The sequence below is a fragment of the Mesorhizobium sp. M0771 genome, assembly GCF_040320155.1.
Classification (GTDB): Bacteria; Pseudomonadota; Alphaproteobacteria; order Rhizobiales; family Rhizobiaceae; genus Mesorhizobium.
On record NZ_JAMYPC010000013.1, the window covers coordinates 16,842 to 37,911 of the forward strand.

Consider the following 21,070-nt stretch of genomic DNA (forward strand, 5'->3'; position numbering starts at 1 on the left):
CGCCATCGCCTTTGCCGATGGGAGAATGACATGAGCCGTCCGCCGCTGCCGCCCTTCACCGCCGAGACCGCCGCGCAGAAGGCTCGGCTTGCCGAAGACGCCTGGAACAGCCGCGATCCCGAACGGGTTTCGCTCGCCTATACGCAGGACAGCACCTGGCGCAACCGCGCCGAGTTCGTCTCGGGCAGAAATGAGATCGTCTCCTTCCTCACGCGCAAATGGGCTCGCGAGCTCGACTACCGCCTGATCAAGGAGGTCTGGACCTGGAACGACAACCGCATCGCGGTGCGCTTTGCCTATGAATGGCGCGACGACAGTGGCCACTGGTTCCGCTCCTACGGCAATGAGAATTGGGAATTCGACGCGGCCGGGCTGATGCGTAGGCGCGTCGCCAGCATCAACGACCTGCCGATCGCCGAGGGTGAGCGCAAATATCACTGGCCGCTCGGCCGCCGACCGGACGACCATCCCGGCCTGTCCGAACTCGGATTTTAGAATATGATCCCTAGAGCTGTGTCGCGGTTTTCGGCAAAGATCATGCTCAAGCGGAAAAACTAGCGCATGCGCAGGATCGCGCCCGATCACGCCGATTTGCTCTCCATCATCGGCGAGGTTTTCCGCGAACACGGCTATGAAGGGGCGAGCCTGGCGCGGATCGGTGCGGCGACCGGCCTAGGCAAAGGCAGCCTTTACCACTTCTTCCCCGGCGGCAAGGAAGAGATGGCGGCGGCTGTCATTGCCCATATAGATGGCTGGTTCGAGGAGAATGTCTTCGTGCCGTTGCAGGACAGGGCCTACCCTCGCACGGGTATCGATCGGATGTTCGAAGCGACCGACAGCTATTTCCGCTCGGGACGCCGGGTGTGCCTGATCGGCGCCTTCGCGCTGGACGAATCCCGCGACCTCTTCGCCATTGCGATCAAAAGCTATTTCGGCCGCTGGGTGGCGCATCTTGCCGAAGCGCTGACCCGAAGCGGGCACAGCGCTGCCAGGGCGGACGAACTCGCCGAAGAAACGGTCGGCGCCATCCAGGGCGCGCTCACGCTGGCGCGCGCCTTCGACGACACCGCAGTGTTTTCGCGCGCGTTGCGACGGGCGCGGGCGGCGCTCGGCTAGAGTGCTACAAGGGCTCGAAGCGGAAAGCCGTCTCGGTTCGAAAAACCCGGCCGACGCCGGGCGAATCAAGATGCGCGCCGGCGACGTAGCAGTCGTTGTTGGCCGCAAGCGCCAGCATTTGCAACCGGCTTGCCCTCGCCTGCTGCTGGTCTGCGTCGAATTCCCACGTGATCTCGGGTCGAGCGAATTGAAGCGACGGCACATGTACGATGTCGCCCCAGATCAACAGTGTTTCGCCTGCGCTCACAACGCGAAAGCAAGTGTGGCCGGCTTCATGGCCAGCGGAGCCGATCGTATCGATGTCAGCGCTGACGCGCTGTCCAGCATCGAGAGGCTGGGCGCGATCGTGGAAGCATTCCAGCCTCGCCACGTCGCGAAACATGCCGAGCTCAGCGCGCGGGACAAGCAGGCGAGAGAGCTGCGGGAAGCCGTCGCCACCATCGGCAAGGATGAGCCCGTGTATATGGTCGAGATGGGTGTGGGTGAAAGCAACAGTCCGAATCCGGTCGGTGGCGATCTTCGCCTCGCGCAGCGCCTCGGGCAGGTGCCCCATTGTCGGGTGCCAGGCGTTCGAAGCCCCTGTGTCGATCAGCGTGATGTCGTCGCCGTCATCGATGGCGAAGGCGTTGACCGACAGCCTGAGCGCACCGTCGACGAGCGGTACATGCGAGGGCAGGTTGTCACCGAATGTCCGGTCTCCGGGCTGGCGCAGCCGCCTGATTGGCATGTCGACGTAACCGTCGCGCAGCGACGTGACCGTCATGGCTCCGACTCTATACGCCGTATGATGATACCCGGTCGAAACCCGTTCCAATCTAGATCATCTCCAGCCCGCGCTTGCGCGTCGGCGGTGGAAAGGCGCGGTCGAGTTCGGCGAGGTCTTCGGCCGTCAGCTCGATGTCGAGCGCGGCAACATTCTGGCGGACATGCTCCTGGCTGCTCGCCTTCGGGATGGCGATGACACCGGGCTGCGCCATCACCCAGGCAAGCGCGATCTGTGCTGCCGTGGCGTTGTGGCGGGCGGCGATGGTTTCCAGCCTGGAATTGCGCGCCAGCGCGCCCTGCTCGACCGGCGAATAGGCCATCAGCGGGATGCCGCGCTGCCGGCTCCACGGTGCGAGATCGAATTCGGGGCCGCGCCGCGACAGATTGTAGAGCACCTGGTTGGTCTGGACATGATTGCCAGACGACAGGCCGGTCAGCTCCTCCATTTCGTCGGTGTCGAAATTGCTGACACCCCAGTGGCGTATCTTGCCGGCCTCCTTCAGCGCCTCGAAAGCCTCGACGGTTTCAGATAGAGGCACACTGCCCGGCCAGTGCAGGAGATAGAGATCGATGCGGTCGGTGCGCAGGCGCTTCAAGCTGTTTTCGCAGGCCCGCGCCACGCCGGCGCGCGAGGCATTGGACGGCAATACCTTGGAGACAAGAAAGAGTTCGTCGCGGCGCCCGGCAATGGCTTCCGCTACCACCTCCTCGGCGCCGCCGCTGGCATACATTTCAGCGGTGTCGATCAACGTGATGCCGAGGTCCAGCCCGAGCTTCAGGGCATTGACCTCGCCGGCGCGGCGGCGGGAATCCTCGCCCATCTTCCATGTGCCCTGTCCCAGCACCTGGACGGCCTCGCCCGAAGGCAGTGTGGTGGCTCTTATCGTCGATGGCATGTGGGCTCCTGGCGCCGTGTAATCGATGCGAATGGCATCACAAGCACGGAGAGAAATCCAGAATGAATCTCTCCGGCATGGCCGTTGCTGCCTTACTTCGCCGGATGGGCGGCGAGCCAGGCCTGCATCTTGGCGATCTCGGCTTCCTGCGCGGCGATGACATCTTCGGCCAGCTTGCGGATTTCGGGATCCTTGCCATTGGCGAGTTCCACCTTGGCCATGTCGATCGCGCCCCGATGATGCGGGATCATGCCGCGCACGAAATCGACATCGGCATTGCCGGAATATTCGATCATCATGTCGGTGTGCATCTTGTCCATCGCCGCCTTGTAGCCGTCGGTCGAAGGACCTTGCGCGCCCATCGCGCCCATGTCGTGTTTCATCTCTTCGGATTGCGCCGGGACGCTTTCGAGGAAAACGGCAAGCAGCATTCCCGCCGCCATCATCAAAAGCACGATTTTCTTAGCCAAGGTCATCCATGATCTCCTGTTGATTGAAATTCGTATCTGGGGGCTTTGCTCAGAGTTTCAACGTCCGCAGCCGCAATGCGTTGGCGATGACCGAAACCGAAGACAGGCTCATGGCCGCCGCCGCCAGCATCGGCGACAAAAGCGTGCCGGTGAGCGGATAGAGCACGCCGGCGGCAACCGGCACGCCAAGCACATTGTACAGGAAGGCGAAAAACAGATTCTGGCGGATGTTGCGGATCGTCCCCTGGGCGAGCGTTCGCGCCCTGACGATGCCGTTGAGATCGCCCTTGACCAGCGTAATGCCGGCGCTCTCGACAGCGACATCGGCGCCGGTGCCCATGGCGATGCCGACATCGGCGCTGGCCAGGGCCGGCGCGTCGTTGACGCCGTCGCCGGCCATGGCGATGCCGGCACCTTTCGCACGCAACTCCTCGACAAGGGCTGCTTTTTGTTCCGGCAGAAGGCCGGCGCGCACCTCGTCGATGCCAAGGCTTTTGGCGATGGCGCGCGCCGTGCGTTCATTGTCGCCGGTCGCCATGATGATCCGCAAGCCTCTGTCGTGCAGCGCCCTGATCGCCTCGGCTGTCGTTGCCTTGACCGGATCGGCGACCGCGACAATGCCGGCCAGTCTTTTGTCCACCGCAACGAACATCGCCGTCTTGCCTTCTGCCTGCAGCGCCTCGGCCCTGGCCGACAGGGAAGCGGTGTCGATGCCGACATCGGCCATCATGGCGGCGTTGCCGAGCGAAACCTTCCTGCCAGACACTGTGCCGGATACGCCCTTGCCGGTGACGGCGTCGAAGCCGCCGGCCTCAATGAGCGTCAGGCCGCGTTCGCCGGCGCCGCCGACAATGGCCTCGGCCAGCGGATGCTCCGAGCCTTTTTCCAGCCCGGCGGCGAGCGCCAGCAACTCATTCTCGGACAGGCCTTCGGCAGCGACGACATCGGTCAAGCGAGGCTTGCCTTCGGTCAAGGTGCCGGTCTTGTCGACGATCAACGTGTCGACCGAAGCGAAGCGCTCAAGCGCGGCCGCGTCCTTGATCAGCACGCCCGCGTGCGCCCCGCGCCCGGTGGCGGTCATGATCGACATCGGCGTCGCCAGGCCGAGCGCGCAGGGGCAGGCGATGATCAGCACCGAGACCGCCGAGACGATGGCAAAGATCAAGCTGGGTTCGGGACCGAGGATCGCCCAGGCGGCAAAGGCCGCGAGCGCGACCAGCACGACGGCCGGCACGAAGTAGAAGGAGACGCGATCGGCCAGACCTTGAATCGGCGCGCGCGAACGCTGCGCCTTTGCGACCAGCTCGACGATGCGCGAAAGCGTCGTTTCGGAGCCGACCTTTTCGGCGCGCATGATCAGCGAACCGTTCTTGTTGAGCGTGCCGCCGGTCAAGGCATCGCCTTTCGTTTTTTCGACCGGCAGCGGCTCGCCCGAGATCATCGATTCGTCGATGGAGGAACGGCCTTCCGTTACGATGCCGTCGACCGGCACGGCGTCGCCTGGACGGAGGCGCAGGTGGTCGCCGGTCTTGACCGCATCGAGCGGCACGTCGGTGTCGGAGCCGTCCTCCCCGATCAGCCGTGCCGTCTTCGGCGCCAGGCCGAGCAGCGCACGGATGGCCGAGCCGGTCTTTTCGCGCGCCCGCAATTCGAGCACCTGACCGAGGAATACCAGCGCGACGATGACGGAAGCTGCCTCGAAATAGACCGGGACGGTGCCGCCATGGCCACGGAACTGATGCGGAAAGATGTCCGGAAACAGTGCGGCGACGACGCTGTAGAGGTAGGCCGCACCCACACCCAGCGAAATCAGCGTCCACATGTTGGGGCTGCGGTTGACCACCGATTCCCAGCCCCGATGGAAGAACGGGAAGGCTGCCCACAGCACCACCGGGCTGGCCAGCGCCAATTCCAGCCAGACCATCGTTCGCCCGTCGACAAACGCCTGGAACGTCAGGCCGAGCATCGGCGCCATGGCAACGATCAGCAGCGGCACGGACAGCACCGCGCTGACCCAGAACCGTCTGGTGAAGTCCACCAGTTCGGGGTTCGGGCCCTCATCGCCAGTGGGAACGCCCATCGGCTCAAGCGCCATGCCACAGATCGGGCAGGAGCCGGGCTTGTCTCTTATCACTTCGGGGTGCATCGGGCAGGTGTATTGCGTGCCTTTCGGCACTGGCGACGGCGTCGGCCTGTCACCGAGATAGTTTTGCGGCTCGGCCTCGAACTTCGCCCGGCAGCCGGCCGAGCAGAAATAGAAACCCTGGCCTTCGTGGCGGAAAAAATGCCTGGCGGTAGCGCGGTCGACACTCATGCCACAGACGGGGTCGGTGGCGGTCAGGTATTTTTCGGGCCCGGCGACGAATTTCGTACGGCAACCCTCGCTGCAGAAGTGAAAGAGACGGCCGCCATGCTCGGCCGTCGGCTTACCGGCTGCCGGATCGACGCTCATGCCGCAGACCGGATCGCGCACCACTGCTTCGGCGGCCGGCTCAGCAGCCTTTGCCGTACAGCAGTTGCCATCGGCCGCGTGCGCGTGGTGGTGATGCTCGGAATGCGCCATCGAAAAGTGCCTTATATCTGTCTGGGTGAGGAGGTAGTGCTTCCAGTAACTGGAAGGTCAAGGGGCGATTTCCACTTTTCGATCGTGGCCGTCATCGCGCACATCGAGGGAAAATCGCTTACGCAACTTTGTTCCCATGCTATGGACGCGCGTCCCACTGCATCGATCCCACCCAAATGAAATGCCTGATTATCAATCTCGATCGGTCCCGCGATCGCCTCGCCCATGTAACGGCGGAGTTCGCGCGCATCGGCATCGCCTTCGAGCGGGTCGCCGCCATCGATGCGCGAGATCGGCCGGATCTGGCCGAAATGCCGCAGGGCAAGAAGCATTTGCGCCTGGCCGACGCCGAGATTGCCTGCCTGCTCAGCCACCAACAGTGTTGGTCGACGATCGCTGCAGGTGAGGATGCTTACGCGGCGATTTTCGAGGACGATGTCGTTTTCCCGGACAAAGCCGGCGCTTTGCTTGCCGATGCGGGCTGGATTCCCGCCGATGCGGACATCGTCAAGTTGGAAACGTTCTTCAACCGGACCGTAATTTCACGCAAGCAAGTTGCCTGCGGCCACGGTTTTTCTGCGAGCAGACTGCACGGGCTCCATATCGGTACGGCGGGATACATCCTGTCCAGACAGGCCGCGCGGGACCTTCTTGCGGCAACGAATGAGATCAGCATTCCCGTCGATCACCTCATCTTCAATCCGCGTTTTGCTACCTCGTCCGACAAGGTCATTTACCAACTCGTCCCAGCATTGTGCCTGCAGGCACAATTCCTCGGCGACAGTCCGGTGAGATTGCCAAGCCTGCTCAAGCAGGAGCGAACAGAGGAATGGGTGGCAAGCGGGATAGGTAAACGGCGCCCCAGGCCAATCACCGCCAAGGTAAGGATCGAGACCAGGCGGTTGACGCGGCAGATCGCCGATCTCTTCCGGCTCCGGCGCGAGATGATCATCCCTTTCTGGTATCGCGGCCGACGCGTCCGTCCGCCCCATACACAGCGCCGTGAAAACGCGCTATAGACGCCGCGCAAAGGCGAGGCCCACCGGCAATCCATGGCAAAAATCTCCCTCAAGCTCGACGCGCTGATCGACAGCGAGGCTTTGCGCCGCGACATGACGGCGCTGATCTCGGCGGCCAGCGGCATCGAGCCCGGCGCGCGCGTCGGTGCGCTCCGGCTGCTGAAGGATCGGCTGACCGAGGGCCGCAAGGTTGCCGAGCGCATGCTGATGGACGATGGCAGCGGCACGGCCTGCGCCGCCCGGCTGTCGCATCTGATGGACGAGATCATCCGCGCCCTCTACGAGTTCGCCGCGACCCACGTCTACCGGGTGAAAAGCCCCTCGACCGCAGAGCGCATGGCGGTCGTCGCCGTCGGCGGCTATGGCCGCGGCACGCTGGCGCCGGGCTCCGACATCGACCTGTTGTTCCTGCTGCCCTACAAGCAGACGCCGTGGGGCGAACAGATCGTCGAATATATGCTCTATATGCTGTGGGACCTCGGGTTGAAGGTTGGCCACGCCACCCGCAACATCGACGAGTGTCTCAGGCTGTCGCGCAGCGATATCACCATCCGCACCACGATCCTGGAAGCGCGGTTCCTGTGGGGCGAACAGAAGCTCTTCGACGAATTGCTCGCTCGCTTCGACCATGAAGTGGTGCGCACCACCGGACCGGAATATGTGCAGGCCAAGCTCGCCGAACGCGACGATCGCCATGCCAAGGCCGGCGAAAGCCGCTATCTGGTCGAGCCCAACGTCAAGGACGGCAAGGGCGGCCTGCGCGATTTGCAGACGCTGTTCTGGATCGCCAAATACTTCTATCGCGTGCGCACCGGCGAGGAATTGGTCGAGAAAGGTGTCTTCACCGAGGCCGAGTACCGCGAATTCCAGAAGGCCGAAGACTTCCTGTGGGCGGTGCGCTGCCACATGCATTTCCTCACCGGCAAGCCAGAGGAACGGCTGCATTTCGATATCCAGCGCGAGATCGCCGAACGGCTGGGCTACACCACCCATCCCGGTCTGTCGGCGGTCGAGCGCTTCATGAAGCATTACTTCCTCGTCGCCAAGGATGTCGGCGACCTCACCCGCATCTTCTGCGCCGCGCTCGAGGAAGAGCAGGCCAAGCATGTGCCCGGCTTCAACCGCATCTTCCTCACCTTCCAGCGCCGCAAGCGCAAGCTGGCAGGCACGTCGGACTTCATTGTCGACAATCACCGCATCAACGTCGCCGACGACAGCGTGTTCGAGCGCGACCCGGTCAATCTGCTCAGGCTGTTCTGGTTCGCCGACAAGCACGGGCTGGAGTTCCATCCCGATGCGCTGAAGCTGCTCACCCGCTCGCTCGGTCTGGTCAACAAGTCGCTGCGGCGCGACGAGGAGGCCAACCGGCTGTTCCTCGACATCCTGACCTCGGACCGCAATGCCGAGCTTAATTTGCGGCGCATGAACGAGGCCGGCCTGCTCGGCAGGCTGATCCCCGATTTCGGCAGAATAGTCGCCATGATGCAGTTCTCGATGTACCACCACTATACGGTGGACGAGCACCTGATCCGCTGCATCGGCGTCTTGGCCGAGATCGAGCGCGGCGACGGCGAAAAGGTGCATCCGCTCTCGCACACGCTGATGCCGGGGCTAGAGAAGAGCCGCGAGGCGCTCTATGTCGCGGTGCTGCTGCACGACATCGCCAAGGGCCGGCCGGAGGATCACTCAGAGGCCGGCGCCCGGATCGCGCGCCGCATCTGCCCGCATATGGGGCTGTCGGCGGCCGACACCGAGACAGTCGCCTGGCTGGTCGAGAACCATCTGGTGATGTCGATGACGGCGCAGACGCGCGACCTCAACGACCGCAAGACGATCGAGGATTTCGCCTCGATCGTGCAATCGGTTGAGCGGCTAAAAATGCTGTTGATCCTGACCGTCTGCGACATCAGGGGTGTCGGGCCGGGCGTGTGGAACGGCTGGAAGGGCCAGCTCCTGCGCACGCTCTACTACGAGACCGAACTGCTTTTGACCGGCGGCTTCTCGGAAGTGTCGCGCGCCAAGCGGACGGCGGCGGCGCGCGAGCGGCTGGCCGAGGCGCTGGCCGATTGGCCGGACAAGGCCCGCAAGCGCTATGTCGGCCTGCATTACGAGAACTATCTGCTGACGGTCGACCTCCCCGATCAGCTGCGCCATGCCGAATTCATTCGCGAAGCCGACGCGGCAGGCAAGAAGCTCGCCACCGTGGTCAGGACCCACCAATTCGAGGCGGTGACCGAGATCACCGTGCTGGCGCAGGACCATCCGCGCCTGCTTTCGGTTATTGCCGGCGCCTGTGCCGGCGCCGGCGGCAACATCGTCGACGCGCAGATCTTCACCACGTCCGACGGCCGCGCGCTGGACATCATCCTGATCTCACGGGAATTCGACCGCGATGAGGATGAGCGCCGTCGCGCCGAGCGCGTCGGCCGGCTGATCGAGGACGTGCTGTCGGGCAAGAGCTGGCTGCCGGAGATGATCGAGAAGCGCACCCGGCCGCGGCGCGGCGCCAAGGTGTTCAAGATTCCGCCGCGCGCCGAAATCCGCAACACGCTGTCGAACCGGTTTTCGGTGATCGAGGTCGAGGGACTGGACCGGCCTGGGCTGTTGTCGGAAATCACCAGTGCGTTGTCCGATCTCTCGCTCGACATCGCCTCGGCTCACATCACCACCTTCGGCGAGAAGGTGATCGACACTTTCTATGTCACCGACCTTACGGGGCAGAAGATCGACAACCCGGCACGCACCGCCACCATCCACGCCAGGCTGATCGCGGCGCTTGAAGGCGTTGTCCCAGAGCGCGGCGGCAAGGCCAAGGCGGCGGCCGAGTGACCATCACTTTGTCCCAATCACCCCCTTTGTCCCAATCATCCAGGCAATCTCCCCGCGCATGAGCCTCGTCAAGAAATTCGCCACGGTTGCGTCCGGCACGCTGATGAGCCGCGCCCTTGGCTTTGGCCGCGAAATGCTGATGGCGGCCGCACTCGGCACCGGGCCGGTGGCGGACGCCTTCAACGCCGCCTTTCAGTTTCCCAACACGTTTCGCCGGCTGTTTGCCGAAGGCGCCTTCAACGCCGCTTTCGTGCCGCTGTTTGCCAAGGAGATCGAGACTCACGGCACCGACGGCGCCAAGCGCTTTTCGGAGGAAGTGTTCGGCGTCCTGTTCACCGCACTTCTGGCGCTGACCATCGTCATGGAATTGGCGATGCCGCTGATCGTGCGCTATCTCGTGGCGCCGGGCTTTGCCGACACGCCGGGCAAATTCGAGACGACCGTCCTGCTGGCGACGATCATGTTCCCGTATCTCATCTGCATGTCGCTCGCAGCCATGATGGCCGGCATGCTGAATTCGCTGCGCCGCTATTTCGCGGCTGCCGTGGCGCCCGCATTCCTCAACATCATCCTGATTAGCGTGCTCGGCTACGCCTGGTACCACGGCATGGATGCCCGTGAGGTTGGTTTCAGCCTGTCCTGGGGCGTGCTGGCGGCGGGGCTGGTACAGCTCGCCATTGTCTGGGTGGCTGTGCGCAATGCCGGCATCGCCATCGGTTTTCGCCGGCCGAAGATGACGCCCAACGTCAAGCGCCTGCTGATCCTGGCGCTGCCGGCGGCGATCACCGGCGGCATCACCCAGATCAACCAGCTGATCGGCACGGCGATCGCGTCGGCGCAGGACAGCGCCGTGTCGTCGCTTGCTTACGCCGACCGCATCTACCAGCTGCCGCTCGGCGTCGTCGGCGTCGCGGTGGCCATCGTGCTGTTGCCGGAGCTGTCGCGGGCGCTGAAATCGGGCAATCTGGTCGAGGCGGCCAATCTGCAGAACCGCTCGGTCGAGTTCACCCTGTTCATGACCTTGCCGGCGGCGGCGGCCCTTTGGGTAATGGCGGAGCCGATCGTGCGGCTGGTCTATGAGCGCGGCGCCTTCGCCGCCAACGGCTCGACGCCGACCGTGGCCGCGATCCTGGCGATTTTCGGCCTCGGCCTGCCGGCCTTCGTGCTGATCAAGGCCTTCACTCCCGGCTATTTCGCCCGCGAGGACACGCGCACGCCGATGATGTTCGCCGCCATCTCGGTCGGCGTGAACGTGATCACCGCGCTGACGCTGTTCCCCAAAATGGGCGCGCCCGGCATTGCGGTGGCCTCGGCCGTCGCCGGCTGGGTCAACGCGGTGATGCTGCTTGCGGTGCTGATCCGACGTGGCCATTGGGGCCGCGACGTGCCGCTGTTGAAGCGCATTCCGCGTCTTGTGCTGTCGGCGGCGGTGATGGCGGTGGCGCTCTATTTCGCCGAGCATTGGCTGGCCGTCAGGCTCGGCCCCGGCTCGCCACTGGTGATCAAGGCCGTGACGCTTCTCTCATTGGTGGCCGGCGGGGCGCTGCTCTACTTCGTCACGGCTTTCGCCACCGGCGGCGCCGATTTCGGAATGATCCGGCGCAATGTGAAACGCGGCTCGGGCAAGGCAGCGGCGCCAGCGCCAAACGCCGATCTGGACGAATAGTCCGGGCGAGCTAACAGCAACACCGGTCTTGATCCTCTCCGCCCCTTCGTCCATAAGCGCGCCGTCGCAAGACTTTCGCCGCGCGTGGTTTCCAGCCGCGTGATTGGCTCCGAAAAGTCTGCAACTTTTCGGAATCACGCTTATACGGCCCTCCACAAGCCATGAGGACATCATGACCGCCTTCAAACAGCTCGTCTTTTCCGGGGTACAGCCGACCGGCAATCTGCATCTCGGCAACTATCTCGGCGCCATCAAGAAATTCGTCGCCCTGCAGGACACGTCAGACTGCATCTATTGCGTCGTCGACCTGCATTCGCTGACGGCACAGCTCGTCCATGACGACCTCGCCGACCAGACCCGCTCGATCACCGCGGCCTTCCTTGCCTCCGGCATCGACCCGAAGAAGCACATCGTCTTCAACCAGTCGCGGGTGATGCAGCATGCCGAGCTTGCCTGGATCTTCAACTGCGTGGCGCGCATCGGCTGGATGAACAAGATGACGCAGTTCAAGGACAAGGCCGGCAAGGACCGCGAAAATGCCTCGCTGGGCCTGCTAGCCTATCCCTCACTGATGGCGGCCGACATCCTGCTCTACCGCGCCACCCATGTGCCGGTGGGCGAGGATCAAAAGCAACATCTGGAGCTGACCCGCGACATCGCGCAAAAGTTCAACAATGACTTTTCGAGCCGCATCGCCAGCCTTGGCGTCGGCGTCGAGATGCAGGTCGGCGAGGAGACGGTAAACGGGTTCTTCCCGATAACCGAACCGGTGATCGGCGGGCCGGCGGCGCGCATCATGAGCCTGCGCGACGGTTCGAAGAAAATGTCGAAGTCGGACCCGTCCGACCTGTCGCGTATCAATTTGACCGACGATGCCGACACCATCTCGAAGAAGATCCGCAAGGCCAAGACCGACCCGGAAGCGTTGCCAAGCGAAGTCGACGGCCTGGAAAGCCGCCCGGAAGCGGAAAACCTGGTCGGCATCTATGCCGGGCTGGCCGAGATGTCGAAGGCGGACGTGCTGAAGGAGTTCGGCGGCCAGCAGTTTTCCGTGTTCAAGCCGGCGCTTGCCGACCTTGCCGTGGAAAAACTGGCGCCGATCGCCGGCGAGATGCGCCGCATCGAAGGCGACCGCGCCCATGTCGACGCGGTGCTGAGAGACGGCGGCGAACGCGCCGGCGCGCTGGCTGAGACCACGATGAAGACGGTACGCGACATTATAGGCCTGTTGCAGGGCTGATCCTACCGTCAGTGCACCGCACCATTCTGGCCCAAGGCCGGCGGCTTGCCGCCGGTCTGTCGCGGTGGCAGATTGCGGCCGAAAACATCGAGTAGATAGACATGGTCTCCAAACGCCTCAGTCGCGAAGCCGGCCATCGCAGGAAATTCCTGACGATCATCGACGACACGCCGGAGTGCGAGCGCGCCGTCGCGTACGCCTCCAAGCGGGCGCAGAGCACCAGCGGCACGCTGGTGCTGCTCTACATCATCACACCGGACGACTTTCAGCACTGGCTGGGCGTCGAGAAGATCATGCGCGAGGAAGCCAACGCCACGGCGCGCGCGGCACTCGACGGCTACGCCAACAAGGTGCGCCAGAAGCTCGGCATCGAGCCCGAGATGGTGGTGCGCGAAGGCAAGCCGACCGAGGAGATCCACAAGCTGATCGAGGAAGACCAGGACATCGCCATCCTGGTGCTGGCGGCAGGTGCCGGCAAGGAAGGACCCGGGCCGCTGGTCGGGGCTGTTGCCGGCAAGGGCGCCGCCTTCCCTATTCCCGTCACAGTGGTGCCGCAGAACCTTTCCGACGAGGAGATCGACAGCCTCGCATAGAGAGTGATGCCGGAAAGTGTGAAGCGGTTCGGATAACATCACGATCCTGGATTTATAGCCCGCGCGGGATTCATCCCCAGCCAGTAAAAACATTCCGCCAGCCAGCCATTTTGAGCGATGCGTTTCGCTTGAATGTCCAGCAGATTGAGCCTATTTAGAACTATTCCAAACTAGCTGCCCGACTGGGGCACGGAGACGGCCATGTTCATCCAGACCGAATCGACGCCGAACCCGGCAACGCTGAAGTTCCTGCCCGGCAAGGAAGTGCTTGTCGAAGGCACCGCCGATTTCCGCGACGCCGACAGTGCAGCCAGCGCCTCGCCGCTGGCCGGCCGCCTGTTCGAGATCCCCGGCGTGACCGGCGTCTTCTTCGGCTATGACTTCATCACCGTGACCAAGGACGGCCCGGACTGGCAGCACCTGAAGCCGGCCATCCTCGGCGCCATCATGGAGCATTTCATGTCGGGCGCGCCCGTCATGGTCAACGCCGGCCCCGCTGCCGAGACCAGCCAGACCGGCGAATTCTACGACAAGGCCGATGAGCAACTGGTCATCACCATCAAGGAATTGCTCGACACCAGGGTGCGCCCGGCGGTTGCCCAGGATGGCGGCGACATCACCTTCCGCGGCTTCGAGAACGGCACCGTGTTCCTGCACATGAAGGGCGCCTGCGCCGGCTGCCCGTCCTCGACGGCGACGCTGAAGCACGGCATCCAGAACCTGCTCCGCCACTTCGTGCCGGAAGTACAGCAGGTCGAGCAGGTCTCCTAAGACCCCTTCACGCATTCGAGCGAGCAACAAAAAACCGGGCCAGATTGCCCGGTTTTCTGTTTTGGACGTCCGTTGTTGCCTAGACGGTCCGCGTACGAAGGGTAACGCCTATCTTGACCTTGATCTTCCCGAAAACCGGTTCCACTTTTCGCTTTCGTGGACCTCGGTTCCGGATCAAGGTCCTACATCACGATGACCTTGGCACCGACCGAAGTGCGGTCGTAGAGGTCGATGATGTCCTGGTTCATCAGCCGGATGCAGCCTGACGACATCGCTTTGCCGATCGAATTCCATTCCGGACTGCCGTGCAGGCGGTAGCCCATGTCGCCGCCCTTGTTGAACAGATACATGGCGCGCGCGCCGAGCGGGTTCTTCAAGCCCGGCTCCATGCCGCTCGCGAACTTCGCTAGCTCCGGCTGGCGCTGGATCATCTGCCGCGGCGGCGTCCAGGTCGGCCATTCGCGCTTCAGCGCGATATGGGCGGTGCCGTGCCATTCAAAGCCTTCGCGGCCGACGCCGATGCCGTAGCGGATCGCCCGGCCGTCGCCTTCGACGAAGTAGAGAAACTTGTTCTGGGTATCGACGACGATGGTGCCCGGCTTTTCCGAGGTGTCGTAGTTCACCTCTTGCCGGTGGTACTTCAGCGGCACCCTCTCGATCGGGATGCGCGGCAGTTGGTAGCCTGCATCGTTCACCGAACCGTAGTTGTTGGTGAACAGTTGCGAGCCGATCGTGCTGCAACCCGAGATCGCGGCCGACAACGCAAGTGCGGCGACGATTGCAAATGACTTCATGCGCATGAAATGGTCCGATGCCCCGCCAAGATGTCGCGACACGTTACGGCCGCTTTTCCTGAAATCATTCATGCTGGCATTTGCTTTGCTTGCCAAGCGCGCGATGCCTATATGCAGGAGCTTACGTGCCGGTAAGCCGTCAACTATGGCATTTCGGCAACAGGACTCACGGGATTGTGAAGGAAAAACAATGGGCGGCCCTGTCGGATAGCCTAGAAACAGGGAACCACATCGAGGAATCACAATGAATGTAGGCGATGCCGCGGCGCGGTCCGGCCTGCCGGCCAAGACCATCCGCTACTATGAAGAGATCGGCCTGATCGCGCCGGCGCGCGCCGGCAATGGCTATCGCGATTATTCCAGCGACGACATCCATCGGCTGGCCTTCCTGCGCCGTGCCCGCAACCTCGGCTTTTCAATCGACGATTGCCGCCAGCTGATGGCGCTCTACCGGGACCGCAGCCGCGCCAGCCACGATGTGCGCGAGATCGCCGCCGCCCATGTCAGCGCCATCGAGGAAAAAGTGCGCGAGCTGCAGTCGATGCGCACGACCTTGCAGACGCTGATCCAGGCCTGCCATGGTGACGACCGGCCGGATTGCCCGATTTTGGATGACATTGCGGGGGCTGCGCAGGCCGCAGACAGGCGGGCCACGGTTTGAAGCACGGGCGCCGGGATAGACTGGGCGCCGGACGCGCAAGAAAAACCTCCAAAGGTCTATATCTCATTTGGCTAAAATTACGGAACGTCCAATGGACAAGAACGGAACCAAAGCGGTTACATCAGACCTTCGCGCTCACGACGTAAGACTTTAGTCCGGCCGATTTATAGCTAAGAACGGAAGTCGATCGGCACGACATAGGGCCGCTGTGGATCAATACCAGACTGCACCCAGACGAATATGGTGCGATCGCGGAAGACGCTCGGACCAAGCCGTCACCCAGGTTTGGCAACCGAATAATCGTCTGATGAGGCGCGCGGATGCTGGGGTCAAAATCCGAAAGCGACCGCCACCTTCAGACCGAACGAGTAAGAAGCAGACCTAGCTTGAGGTAGGTTCAAACTCTTCTCTGACTTCCTTCCAGAGCAAAAACTTGAATGGCCACGCTCTGAGATAGGGGATCAGCTTCTCTCGCCGCAGAGCCGCAAAAAGAAGGGTGGTCAGAACTGAAAACATACAGGACAGAAACGCCACAAAAGCTATCGGCATCATCAATACCGCAGTGAAGCCACCTACAATATGCGGCCAAGTACCCTTCTCAGCTACGATTCCCGCGCTAGCAAGAAGGCCAATCCCCAGCAAGATTAGGCCTATCGTGCCCAACGATACGAGCAGCGCGGTGAGTGCGGTTCTACGCTTCATATGCTTTGCCTCCCGGTAGCTTATCTCAAGCATAGCGGGGATCAATCCGCAGGGCGCGTTGTAAAGTATATAGTCGCCCTGCGAAAGGTGATTGTATGGTTGACAAACCCATTTGCTCACGACCTTGGCTCTGCTAGTCTCGCGCTTGGGTTTGGGGGTCAAGACATGAATCCCGTTGAGTTTATCGACAAGGTTCTAACGCCGCTCGGTGGTGGGCTTGGCGTCCTGCTGGCATGCCGGTTTTCACCGCAACTTCGTGCGCAGGTCAGGCCTGGTCTGGAATTAGTGATGGCAGTTATTGTCGTGCTGATCCTGGGAGCCATCAAATGGCTCTAGGAGCTACCCAGCCGTAGGGAAGTTACCAATTTCGGAACCAAATTCCGCCTAACCTTACGAGTCGTCGTTTCGTATACGGCTTGGTCATTTACAAGGTTTCGTATGCATCCGCCCTGATAGCCGCCAGTCGGGAACGCGCTATGCTGGTGCGGCGTGGCGTGCAACGGCTGTTGCGGGACATGGGCCCTCTGCAGAACTGGCCCACGCTTGCCGCGGCGATAACAGGCCCTGACTGCCTCGATTTTTGATGATATGGCGGGCTTAGGCCGGGCGAAGGCAAGGCCGCTTCGGGCAGTGACATAAGCGGCCGGACCTCGCTCATCCGAGACTTCAGGACCTTTTCGGCCATCCCGCTTCTCACAAACGCGGAGATGACACCGATCAGAGATTCGATCCAACGCAGTATTGTCCGCAGTACTTCCCGTAGCGCCTGGCCCATGACGTGACATGCCTCTCGGATCATCAATCGTAGCAGGATTATATTCCTATCTGGCCGAATTTGTCAATCGGGATTTTGCCCAAGCATAGGTTCAAACCGTGAACAAAATCTGGCATGGTGGGTGCCATGCCGATCATTTCGCCGATTCCCCTCAATCCCCTGATCGATGGCCGCCAGTCCGAACGCGCCATGCTGGTGCGGCGCGGCGTGCAGAGGCTGTTGATGCAAATGGGCATGCATGTGCTGCCCGAACTGTCGCTGGCCACCGGGCGGCGCGCCGACCTTGTGGCGCTGACCAGGCAGGGCGACATCTGGATCATCGAGATCAAATCCTCGATCGAGGATTTTCGCGTCGACCGCAAATGGCCTGGTTACCGGCTGCACTCCGACCGCTTCTTCTTCGCCACGCATCCCGGCGTGCCCTCGGATATTTTTCCGGAGGAATGCGGCTTCATCCTGTCCGACGGCTACGGCGCCGAGATTCTGCGCGATGCGCCCGAGCACCGCATGGCCGCAGCAACGCGCAAGGCGCTGATGCTGCGCATTGCACGGGCGGGTGCGGCGCGGCTGCTGGCGGCGGAGCTGGCGGGTGTGGCGGTGCCGGCGCTGGCGGGAGAGAGCGAGTAGACGAAGCTCAAGTTCCTCGCCCCGCTTTGCGGGGGCGAGGAACCCAAGAACACCTACTCCACCACCTCCTCCACCCCTGCCGCCGGCGCCATCAGGAGCACGGCGGCACCCAGCAGCGCTGCAACGAAGGACCCCGCCAGGATGCCGACCTTGACGGCGTCCTGCAGCGCCATGTCGTTGGCGAAGGCGAGCAGGCCGATGAACAGGCTCATGGTGAAGCCGATGCCGCAGAGCAGCGAAATGCCGATCATGTGCAGCCAGCCGGCATTGACCGGCAGGTCGGCGAAGCCGAGCCGGATGGCAAGCGCGGACGAGCCGAAGACGCCGACCAGCTTCCCCAGCACCAGGCCAGCGGCAACGCCGAGCGTCAGCGGCTCGACCAGGGCAGAGGCGCTGAGGCCGGCCAGCGACACGCCGGCATTGGCAAAGCCGAAGATCGGGATGACGAAGAAGGGCACGATCTTGTGCAGGCCGTGTTCAAGCCGGTGCAACGGCGAATGGTCGAGATCGTGGCCGCTGCCGTCAGAGATTTTCAGCGGAATGGTGAGCGCCAGCGCGACGCCGGCCAGCGTGGCATGCACGCCCGATTTCAGCACCAGCACCCACAGCACGGCGCCCAGAACGATATAGGGCGTCAGCGTCGTCACCCGCATGCGGTTGAGCACGATGAGCACCGCGATGACGGCGAAGGCCGCACCGAGATAGGCCAACGACAGGGCGCTTGTGTAGAAGATGGCGATGATGATGACGGCGCCGAGATCGTCGATGATGGCGAGCGCGGTAAGGAAGATTTTCAGCGAGGCCGGCACGCGGCTGCCGAGCAGCGACAGCACGCCGAGCGCAAAGGCGATGTCGGTGGCGGTCGGGATCGCCCAGCCGGAGAGCGCGGCGGCGTTGTTGCGGTTGATGGCGACATAGACCAGTGCGGGAACCAGCATGCCGCCGGCGGCGGCGACGCCTGGCAGCACGCGGCGCGGCCAGGTCGAGAGCTGGCCGTCGAGCATCTCGCGCTTGATCTCGAGGCCGACCAGCAGGAAGAACACCGCCATCAGCCCATCGTTGATCCAGTGCGACACGCTGAGCGGGCCGAGATAGGCGTGGAGAGCGGCGAAATAGGTTTCGGCCAATGGTGAATTGGCGACGATCAGCGCAAGGGCTGCCGCAATCATCAGGATGATGCCCCCCGCCGCCTCGCCGTCGAGGAATTCGCGAAGGATGGATTTCGGCTGCTTGTCGCGCATCTGTGCTCCGTTGCCGGGTTTTCCGGCGGCGTTATTGCCGATGATGGGCAAAGGTCGATGGCACGGCAAGCGCAACTGTTTCCAGCGTTGGCGCCGCCCCAACCAATCCGCTTGGCGCTGCGGCGGACGCATAGGGGGAGAGAAGTGTCACCTATGTATCCGGTTCAAAGTGTTACCCATCTATCGGCTGGACAGCAGCTTCAGCCTCGCCGTCGTCTCCTGCAACGCCGGCGATTGGCGAAGCCGGCGATGAGAGCGCCCCTCTCCCCCGTCTCTATACGGGGAGAGGACGCCGGCAGGCAGGTGAGGGGCAGCGCTGAGGTCGGCAATTGGCGGCCGGCGCCGCCGGCGCGTGAACCTCAGCGTGGTGCGCGCTTGGCGAGTATCCGCTGCAGCGTGCGGCGATGCATGTTGAGCCGGCGCGCGGTTTCCGACACGTTGCGGTCGCACATTTCGTAGACGCGCTGGATGTGTTCCCAGCGCACCCGGTCAGCCGACATCGGGTTTTCCGGGGGGGCGGCGCGTTCGCCGGCGGTGCGGGTGAGCGCTGCAAACACGTCGTCGGCGTCAGCCGGCTTCGACAGATAGTCGATGGCGCCGAGCTTCACCGCGGTCACCGCGGTGGCGATGTTGCCGTAGCCGGTGAGGATGACGGTGCGGGCATCGTCGCGCTTCTCGCGGATGGCGGCGACGACGTCGAGGCCGTTGCCGTCGCCGAGCCGCATGTCGACCACCGCATAGGCCGGCGGATGGGCGCGCGCCTTGGCCACCGCCTCCTCGACGCTCTCGGCCGTCTCGACCACGAAACCCCTGGTTTCCATGGCGCGGGCCAGCCGCGTCAGGAACGGCTTGTCGTCGTCAACGATGAGCAGCGAGGTGTCCTCGCCTTCGACCATTGCGCCAATTGCTTCTTCGCCAGTCATTATCTTAAAAAATCCTGCTGCCTTAATTTTACGCAGATATAGTTCCTGAACGCCATTGTCCAATTTTGCCGCCTCCGCCAAGGCTTTTACGCGGTGTCGAACATCGAGATCCCCACCGATTCCGGGTTAAGGAAGACGGTGCGGGGCCACGATATCTGCACGATGGCGCCCTCGCCCAGCCCGCTCGAATTGCGGAAATCGAGCGTGGCGCCGGAGCGTTCGAGCAAGGTCTTGGCGATGAACAGCCCGAGGCCCAGGCCACCGCCGGCTTCGTTGCCCTGGCGCGTCGACATATAGGGCTCGCCGATGCGGTCGATGATTTCGGGGGGAAAGCCCGGCCCGTCATCGATGATCGAGAAGGTGACGTCGAGTTCGTCCCAACTCCATCGCACCGTTACACTGTTGCGGGCGAAGTCGACCGCGTTCTCGACGAGATTGCCGAGGCCGTAGATGACGCCGGGGTTGCGCCGTCCTACCGGTTCGGGGCCGACGCGCTCGCCCGGCCGAAGCTTGATCGAGATGCCGAAATCGCGGTGCGGCGCCGTCACCTCCTCGACCAGCGAAGTCAGCGGCAGACGCGACAGATGCGCCTCACCCTCGGAGGACAGGCTGGTCAGCCGCTTCAGGATCTCGCGGCAGCGCTCGCTCTGCGACCGCAGAAGTTTGACGTCCTCACCGTATTTTGGGTCGTCGCCAAGTGCCTTTTCCATCTCCTTGGAGACAAGGGCGATGGTGGCGAGCGGCGTGCCGAGTTCGTGCGCGGCGGCGGCGGCAAGCCCATCCAGAGCCGACAGATGCTGCTCGCGCTGCAACACCAGTTCGGTGGCGGCAAGCGCATTGGCGAGCAGGCGGGCTTCCTCGGCAACGCGGAAGGCATAGATGGCAGTGAAGGCGATCGAGGAAAACACCGCCATCCATATGCCGGCGACATAGATGAATGGCATGGGCAGCGGCGCGCCCTCGTACCATGGCAGCGGCTGGTGGAAGAAGACCAGCAACGTGGCCGCCGCCATGACCAGCGCGCCGAGCACCGCAGTCAGCCGCAGCGGCAGCGACGCCGCCGAGATGACGACGGGCACGGTCATCAGCACCGAGAACGGGTTGGTGAGGCCGCCAGTCAAAAAGAGCAGGCCGGCAAGCTGCAGGCTGTCGAAGGTCAGGATGAAAAAGGCTGAGAACGGGGTCAGCCGGTGCGCTGCCGGATAGCGGAAGGTCAGCACCAGGTTAAGCCAGGCCGAGCAGGCGACCAGCGCGAAGCAGAGGCTGACCGGCAGCGGGAATTTGAGCCCATAGGCGACGACCAGCACCGCCAGGCTCTGGCCGACGATGGCCAGCCAGCGCAGCCGGATCAGCGTGTTGAGGCGCAGCCGCTGGCTTTGCTGGAAGTCTGGCGCGTGCACGATGTTGATCATGGCCAAG

General features: G+C 63.2%; 20 protein-coding genes. 11 read left to right on the plus strand and 9 right to left on the minus strand.

Annotated elements, in window-relative coordinates; all coding sequences use genetic code 11:
- Nucleotides 1-30: 30 nt before the first annotated feature.
- Nucleotides 31-495, plus strand: coding sequence for a nuclear transport factor 2 family protein (locus NKI05_RS19735; RefSeq protein ID WP_023685130.1), 465 nt, complete (start codon nucleotides 31-33; stop codon nucleotides 493-495).
- A 66-nt stretch (nucleotides 496-561) separates the two neighbouring features.
- Nucleotides 562-1,116, plus strand: a complete 555-nt coding sequence (locus tag NKI05_RS19740; protein WP_352792964.1) for a TetR/AcrR family transcriptional regulator — start codon at nucleotides 562-564, stop codon at nucleotides 1,114-1,116.
- Between the two features lie 4 nt (nucleotides 1,117-1,120).
- On the opposite strand, the gene NKI05_RS19745 is transcribed toward NKI05_RS19740, so the two are convergent.
- The 4 genes from NKI05_RS19745 to NKI05_RS19760 form a co-directional block, all read right to left on the minus strand.
- The gene (locus tag NKI05_RS19745) at nucleotides 1,121-1,879 is read right to left on the minus strand and encodes an MBL fold metallo-hydrolase (protein ID WP_023685132.1); all 759 of its coding nucleotides are present in this window, start codon (nucleotides 1,877-1,879) and stop codon (nucleotides 1,121-1,123) included.
- Between the two features lie 52 nt (nucleotides 1,880-1,931).
- Nucleotides 1,932-2,777, minus strand: coding sequence for an aldo/keto reductase (locus tag NKI05_RS19750; RefSeq protein WP_023685133.1), 846 nt, complete (start codon nucleotides 2,775-2,777; stop codon nucleotides 1,932-1,934).
- 92 nt (nucleotides 2,778-2,869) lie between these two features.
- Nucleotides 2,870-3,253: a CopM family metallochaperone gene (gene copM, locus NKI05_RS19755; protein WP_023685134.1), complete on the minus strand. Its 384-nt coding sequence runs from the start codon at nucleotides 3,251-3,253 to the stop codon at nucleotides 2,870-2,872.
- Between the two features lie 43 nt (nucleotides 3,254-3,296).
- Nucleotides 3,297-5,810 (minus strand): heavy metal translocating P-type ATPase, encoded by a 2,514-nt coding sequence (locus tag NKI05_RS19760; protein ID WP_023816977.1) that lies wholly within the window; start codon nucleotides 5,808-5,810, stop codon nucleotides 3,297-3,299.
- Between the two features lie 176 nt (nucleotides 5,811-5,986).
- Between NKI05_RS19760 and NKI05_RS19765 the strand changes: the two genes are divergently transcribed.
- The 6 genes from NKI05_RS19765 (at nucleotide 5,987) to NKI05_RS19790 (ending at nucleotide 13,928) form a co-directional block, all read left to right on the plus strand.
- The gene (locus NKI05_RS19765) at nucleotides 5,987-6,829 is read left to right on the plus strand and encodes a glycosyltransferase family 25 protein (protein ID WP_023690024.1); all 843 of its coding nucleotides are present in this window, start codon (nucleotides 5,987-5,989) and stop codon (nucleotides 6,827-6,829) included.
- A 33-nt stretch (nucleotides 6,830-6,862) separates the two neighbouring features.
- Nucleotides 6,863-9,658 carry a [protein-PII] uridylyltransferase gene (locus tag NKI05_RS19770; protein WP_023715570.1) on the plus strand — a complete coding sequence of 932 codons (2,796 nt, stop codon included), beginning with the start codon at nucleotides 6,863-6,865 and terminating at the stop codon, nucleotides 9,656-9,658.
- Nucleotides 9,659-9,716: 58 nt separating this feature from the next.
- Nucleotides 9,717-11,324: a murein biosynthesis integral membrane protein MurJ gene (murJ, locus tag NKI05_RS19775; RefSeq protein ID WP_023685138.1), complete on the plus strand. Its 1,608-nt coding sequence runs from the start codon at nucleotides 9,717-9,719 to the stop codon at nucleotides 11,322-11,324.
- Between the two features lie 172 nt (nucleotides 11,325-11,496).
- Nucleotides 11,497-12,564, plus strand: coding sequence for a tryptophan--tRNA ligase (gene trpS, locus NKI05_RS19780; protein WP_023725837.1), 1,068 nt, complete (start codon nucleotides 11,497-11,499; stop codon nucleotides 12,562-12,564).
- Nucleotides 12,565-12,665: 101 nt separating this feature from the next.
- On the plus strand, nucleotides 12,666-13,157 hold the full coding sequence (locus NKI05_RS19785) for a universal stress protein (RefSeq protein ID WP_023672856.1): 492 nt from the start codon (nucleotides 12,666-12,668) through the stop codon (nucleotides 13,155-13,157).
- A gap of 201 nt (nucleotides 13,158-13,358) precedes the next feature.
- Nucleotides 13,359-13,928: a NifU family protein gene (locus NKI05_RS19790; protein ID WP_023685140.1), complete on the plus strand. Its 570-nt coding sequence runs from the start codon at nucleotides 13,359-13,361 to the stop codon at nucleotides 13,926-13,928.
- Between the two features lie 182 nt (nucleotides 13,929-14,110).
- Here the strand turns inward: NKI05_RS19790 and NKI05_RS19795 are convergent, their stop codons facing one another.
- Nucleotides 14,111-14,728, minus strand: a complete 618-nt coding sequence (locus NKI05_RS19795; protein ID WP_023692663.1) for a L,D-transpeptidase — start codon at nucleotides 14,726-14,728, stop codon at nucleotides 14,111-14,113.
- A gap of 238 nt (nucleotides 14,729-14,966) precedes the next feature.
- Between NKI05_RS19795 and cueR the strand changes: the two genes are divergently transcribed.
- Nucleotides 14,967-15,383 (plus strand): Cu(I)-responsive transcriptional regulator, encoded by a 417-nt coding sequence (gene cueR / locus NKI05_RS19800; protein WP_023672853.1) that lies wholly within the window; start codon nucleotides 14,967-14,969, stop codon nucleotides 15,381-15,383.
- Nucleotides 15,384-15,764: 381 nt separating this feature from the next.
- Here cueR and NKI05_RS19805 read toward each other — a convergent pair whose 3' ends face one another.
- The gene (locus tag NKI05_RS19805) at nucleotides 15,765-16,085 is read right to left on the minus strand and encodes a hypothetical protein (RefSeq protein ID WP_023736191.1); all 321 of its coding nucleotides are present in this window, start codon (nucleotides 16,083-16,085) and stop codon (nucleotides 15,765-15,767) included.
- 165 nt (nucleotides 16,086-16,250) lie between these two features.
- Between NKI05_RS19805 and NKI05_RS19810 the strand changes: the two genes are divergently transcribed.
- Both NKI05_RS19810 and NKI05_RS19815 read left to right on the plus strand, forming a co-directional pair.
- On the plus strand, nucleotides 16,251-16,421 hold the full coding sequence (locus NKI05_RS19810; RefSeq protein ID WP_352792971.1) for a hypothetical protein: 171 nt from the start codon (nucleotides 16,251-16,253) through the stop codon (nucleotides 16,419-16,421).
- A gap of 565 nt (nucleotides 16,422-16,986) precedes the next feature.
- Nucleotides 16,987-17,487 (plus strand): MmcB family DNA repair protein, encoded by a 501-nt coding sequence (locus NKI05_RS19815; RefSeq protein WP_352792973.1) that lies wholly within the window; start codon nucleotides 16,987-16,989, stop codon nucleotides 17,485-17,487.
- A 53-nt stretch (nucleotides 17,488-17,540) separates the two neighbouring features.
- Here NKI05_RS19815 and nhaA read toward each other — a convergent pair whose 3' ends face one another.
- The 3 genes from nhaA to NKI05_RS19830 all read right to left on the minus strand — a co-directional run bounded on the left by nhaA (nucleotide 17,541) and on the right by NKI05_RS19830 (nucleotide 21,063).
- Nucleotides 17,541-18,728: a Na+/H+ antiporter NhaA gene (gene nhaA / locus NKI05_RS19820; RefSeq protein ID WP_352792975.1), complete on the minus strand. Its 1,188-nt coding sequence runs from the start codon at nucleotides 18,726-18,728 to the stop codon at nucleotides 17,541-17,543.
- 359 nt (nucleotides 18,729-19,087) lie between these two features.
- On the minus strand, nucleotides 19,088-19,651 hold the full coding sequence (locus NKI05_RS19825) for an ActR/PrrA/RegA family redox response regulator transcription factor (protein WP_023672848.1): 564 nt from the start codon (nucleotides 19,649-19,651) through the stop codon (nucleotides 19,088-19,090).
- 86 nt (nucleotides 19,652-19,737) lie between these two features.
- The gene (locus NKI05_RS19830; RefSeq protein ID WP_023692667.1) at nucleotides 19,738-21,063 is read right to left on the minus strand and encodes an ActS/PrrB/RegB family redox-sensitive histidine kinase; all 1,326 of its coding nucleotides are present in this window, start codon (nucleotides 21,061-21,063) and stop codon (nucleotides 19,738-19,740) included.
- Nucleotides 21,064-21,070 lie beyond the last annotated feature (7 nt).

Coding starts and splice junctions, on each gene's coding strand:
- NKI05_RS19815 (WP_352792973.1), top strand. CDS start 16,987: ATGCCGATCATTTCGCCGATTCCCCTCAATCCCCTGATCGATGGCCGC.
- NKI05_RS19750 (WP_023685133.1), bottom strand. CDS start 2,777: ATGCCATCGACGATAAGAGCCACCACACTGCCTTCGGGCGAGGCCGTC.
- NKI05_RS19760 (WP_023816977.1), bottom strand. CDS start 5,810: ATGGCGCATTCCGAGCATCACCACCACGCGCACGCGGCCGATGGCAAC.
- NKI05_RS19740 (WP_352792964.1), top strand. CDS start 562: ATGCGCAGGATCGCGCCCGATCACGCCGATTTGCTCTCCATCATCGGC.
- NKI05_RS19805 (WP_023736191.1), bottom strand. CDS start 16,085: ATGAAGCGTAGAACCGCACTCACCGCGCTGCTCGTATCGTTGGGCACG.
- NKI05_RS19790 (WP_023685140.1), top strand. CDS start 13,359: ATGTTCATCCAGACCGAATCGACGCCGAACCCGGCAACGCTGAAGTTC.
- NKI05_RS19795 (WP_023692663.1), bottom strand. CDS start 14,728: ATGCGCATGAAGTCATTTGCAATCGTCGCCGCACTTGCGTTGTCGGCC.
- cueR (WP_023672853.1), top strand. CDS start 14,967: ATGAATGTAGGCGATGCCGCGGCGCGGTCCGGCCTGCCGGCCAAGACC.
- NKI05_RS19810 (WP_352792971.1), top strand. CDS start 16,251: ATGAATCCCGTTGAGTTTATCGACAAGGTTCTAACGCCGCTCGGTGGT.
- NKI05_RS19745 (WP_023685132.1), bottom strand. CDS start 1,879: ATGACGGTCACGTCGCTGCGCGACGGTTACGTCGACATGCCAATCAGG.
- NKI05_RS19785 (WP_023672856.1), top strand. CDS start 12,666: ATGGTCTCCAAACGCCTCAGTCGCGAAGCCGGCCATCGCAGGAAATTC.
- copM (WP_023685134.1), bottom strand. CDS start 3,253: ATGACCTTGGCTAAGAAAATCGTGCTTTTGATGATGGCGGCGGGAATG.
- NKI05_RS19830 (WP_023692667.1), bottom strand. CDS start 21,063: ATGATCAACATCGTGCACGCGCCAGACTTCCAGCAAAGCCAGCGGCTG.
- NKI05_RS19735 (WP_023685130.1), top strand. CDS start 31: ATGAGCCGTCCGCCGCTGCCGCCCTTCACCGCCGAGACCGCCGCGCAG.
- nhaA (WP_352792975.1), bottom strand. CDS start 18,728: ATGCGCGACAAGCAGCCGAAATCCATCCTTCGCGAATTCCTCGACGGC.
- trpS (WP_023725837.1), top strand. CDS start 11,497: ATGACCGCCTTCAAACAGCTCGTCTTTTCCGGGGTACAGCCGACCGGC.
- murJ (WP_023685138.1), top strand. CDS start 9,717: ATGAGCCTCGTCAAGAAATTCGCCACGGTTGCGTCCGGCACGCTGATG.
- NKI05_RS19825 (WP_023672848.1), bottom strand. CDS start 19,651: ATGACTGGCGAAGAAGCAATTGGCGCAATGGTCGAAGGCGAGGACACC.
- NKI05_RS19770 (WP_023715570.1), top strand. CDS start 6,863: ATGGCAAAAATCTCCCTCAAGCTCGACGCGCTGATCGACAGCGAGGCT.
- NKI05_RS19765 (WP_023690024.1), top strand. CDS start 5,987: ATGAAATGCCTGATTATCAATCTCGATCGGTCCCGCGATCGCCTCGCC.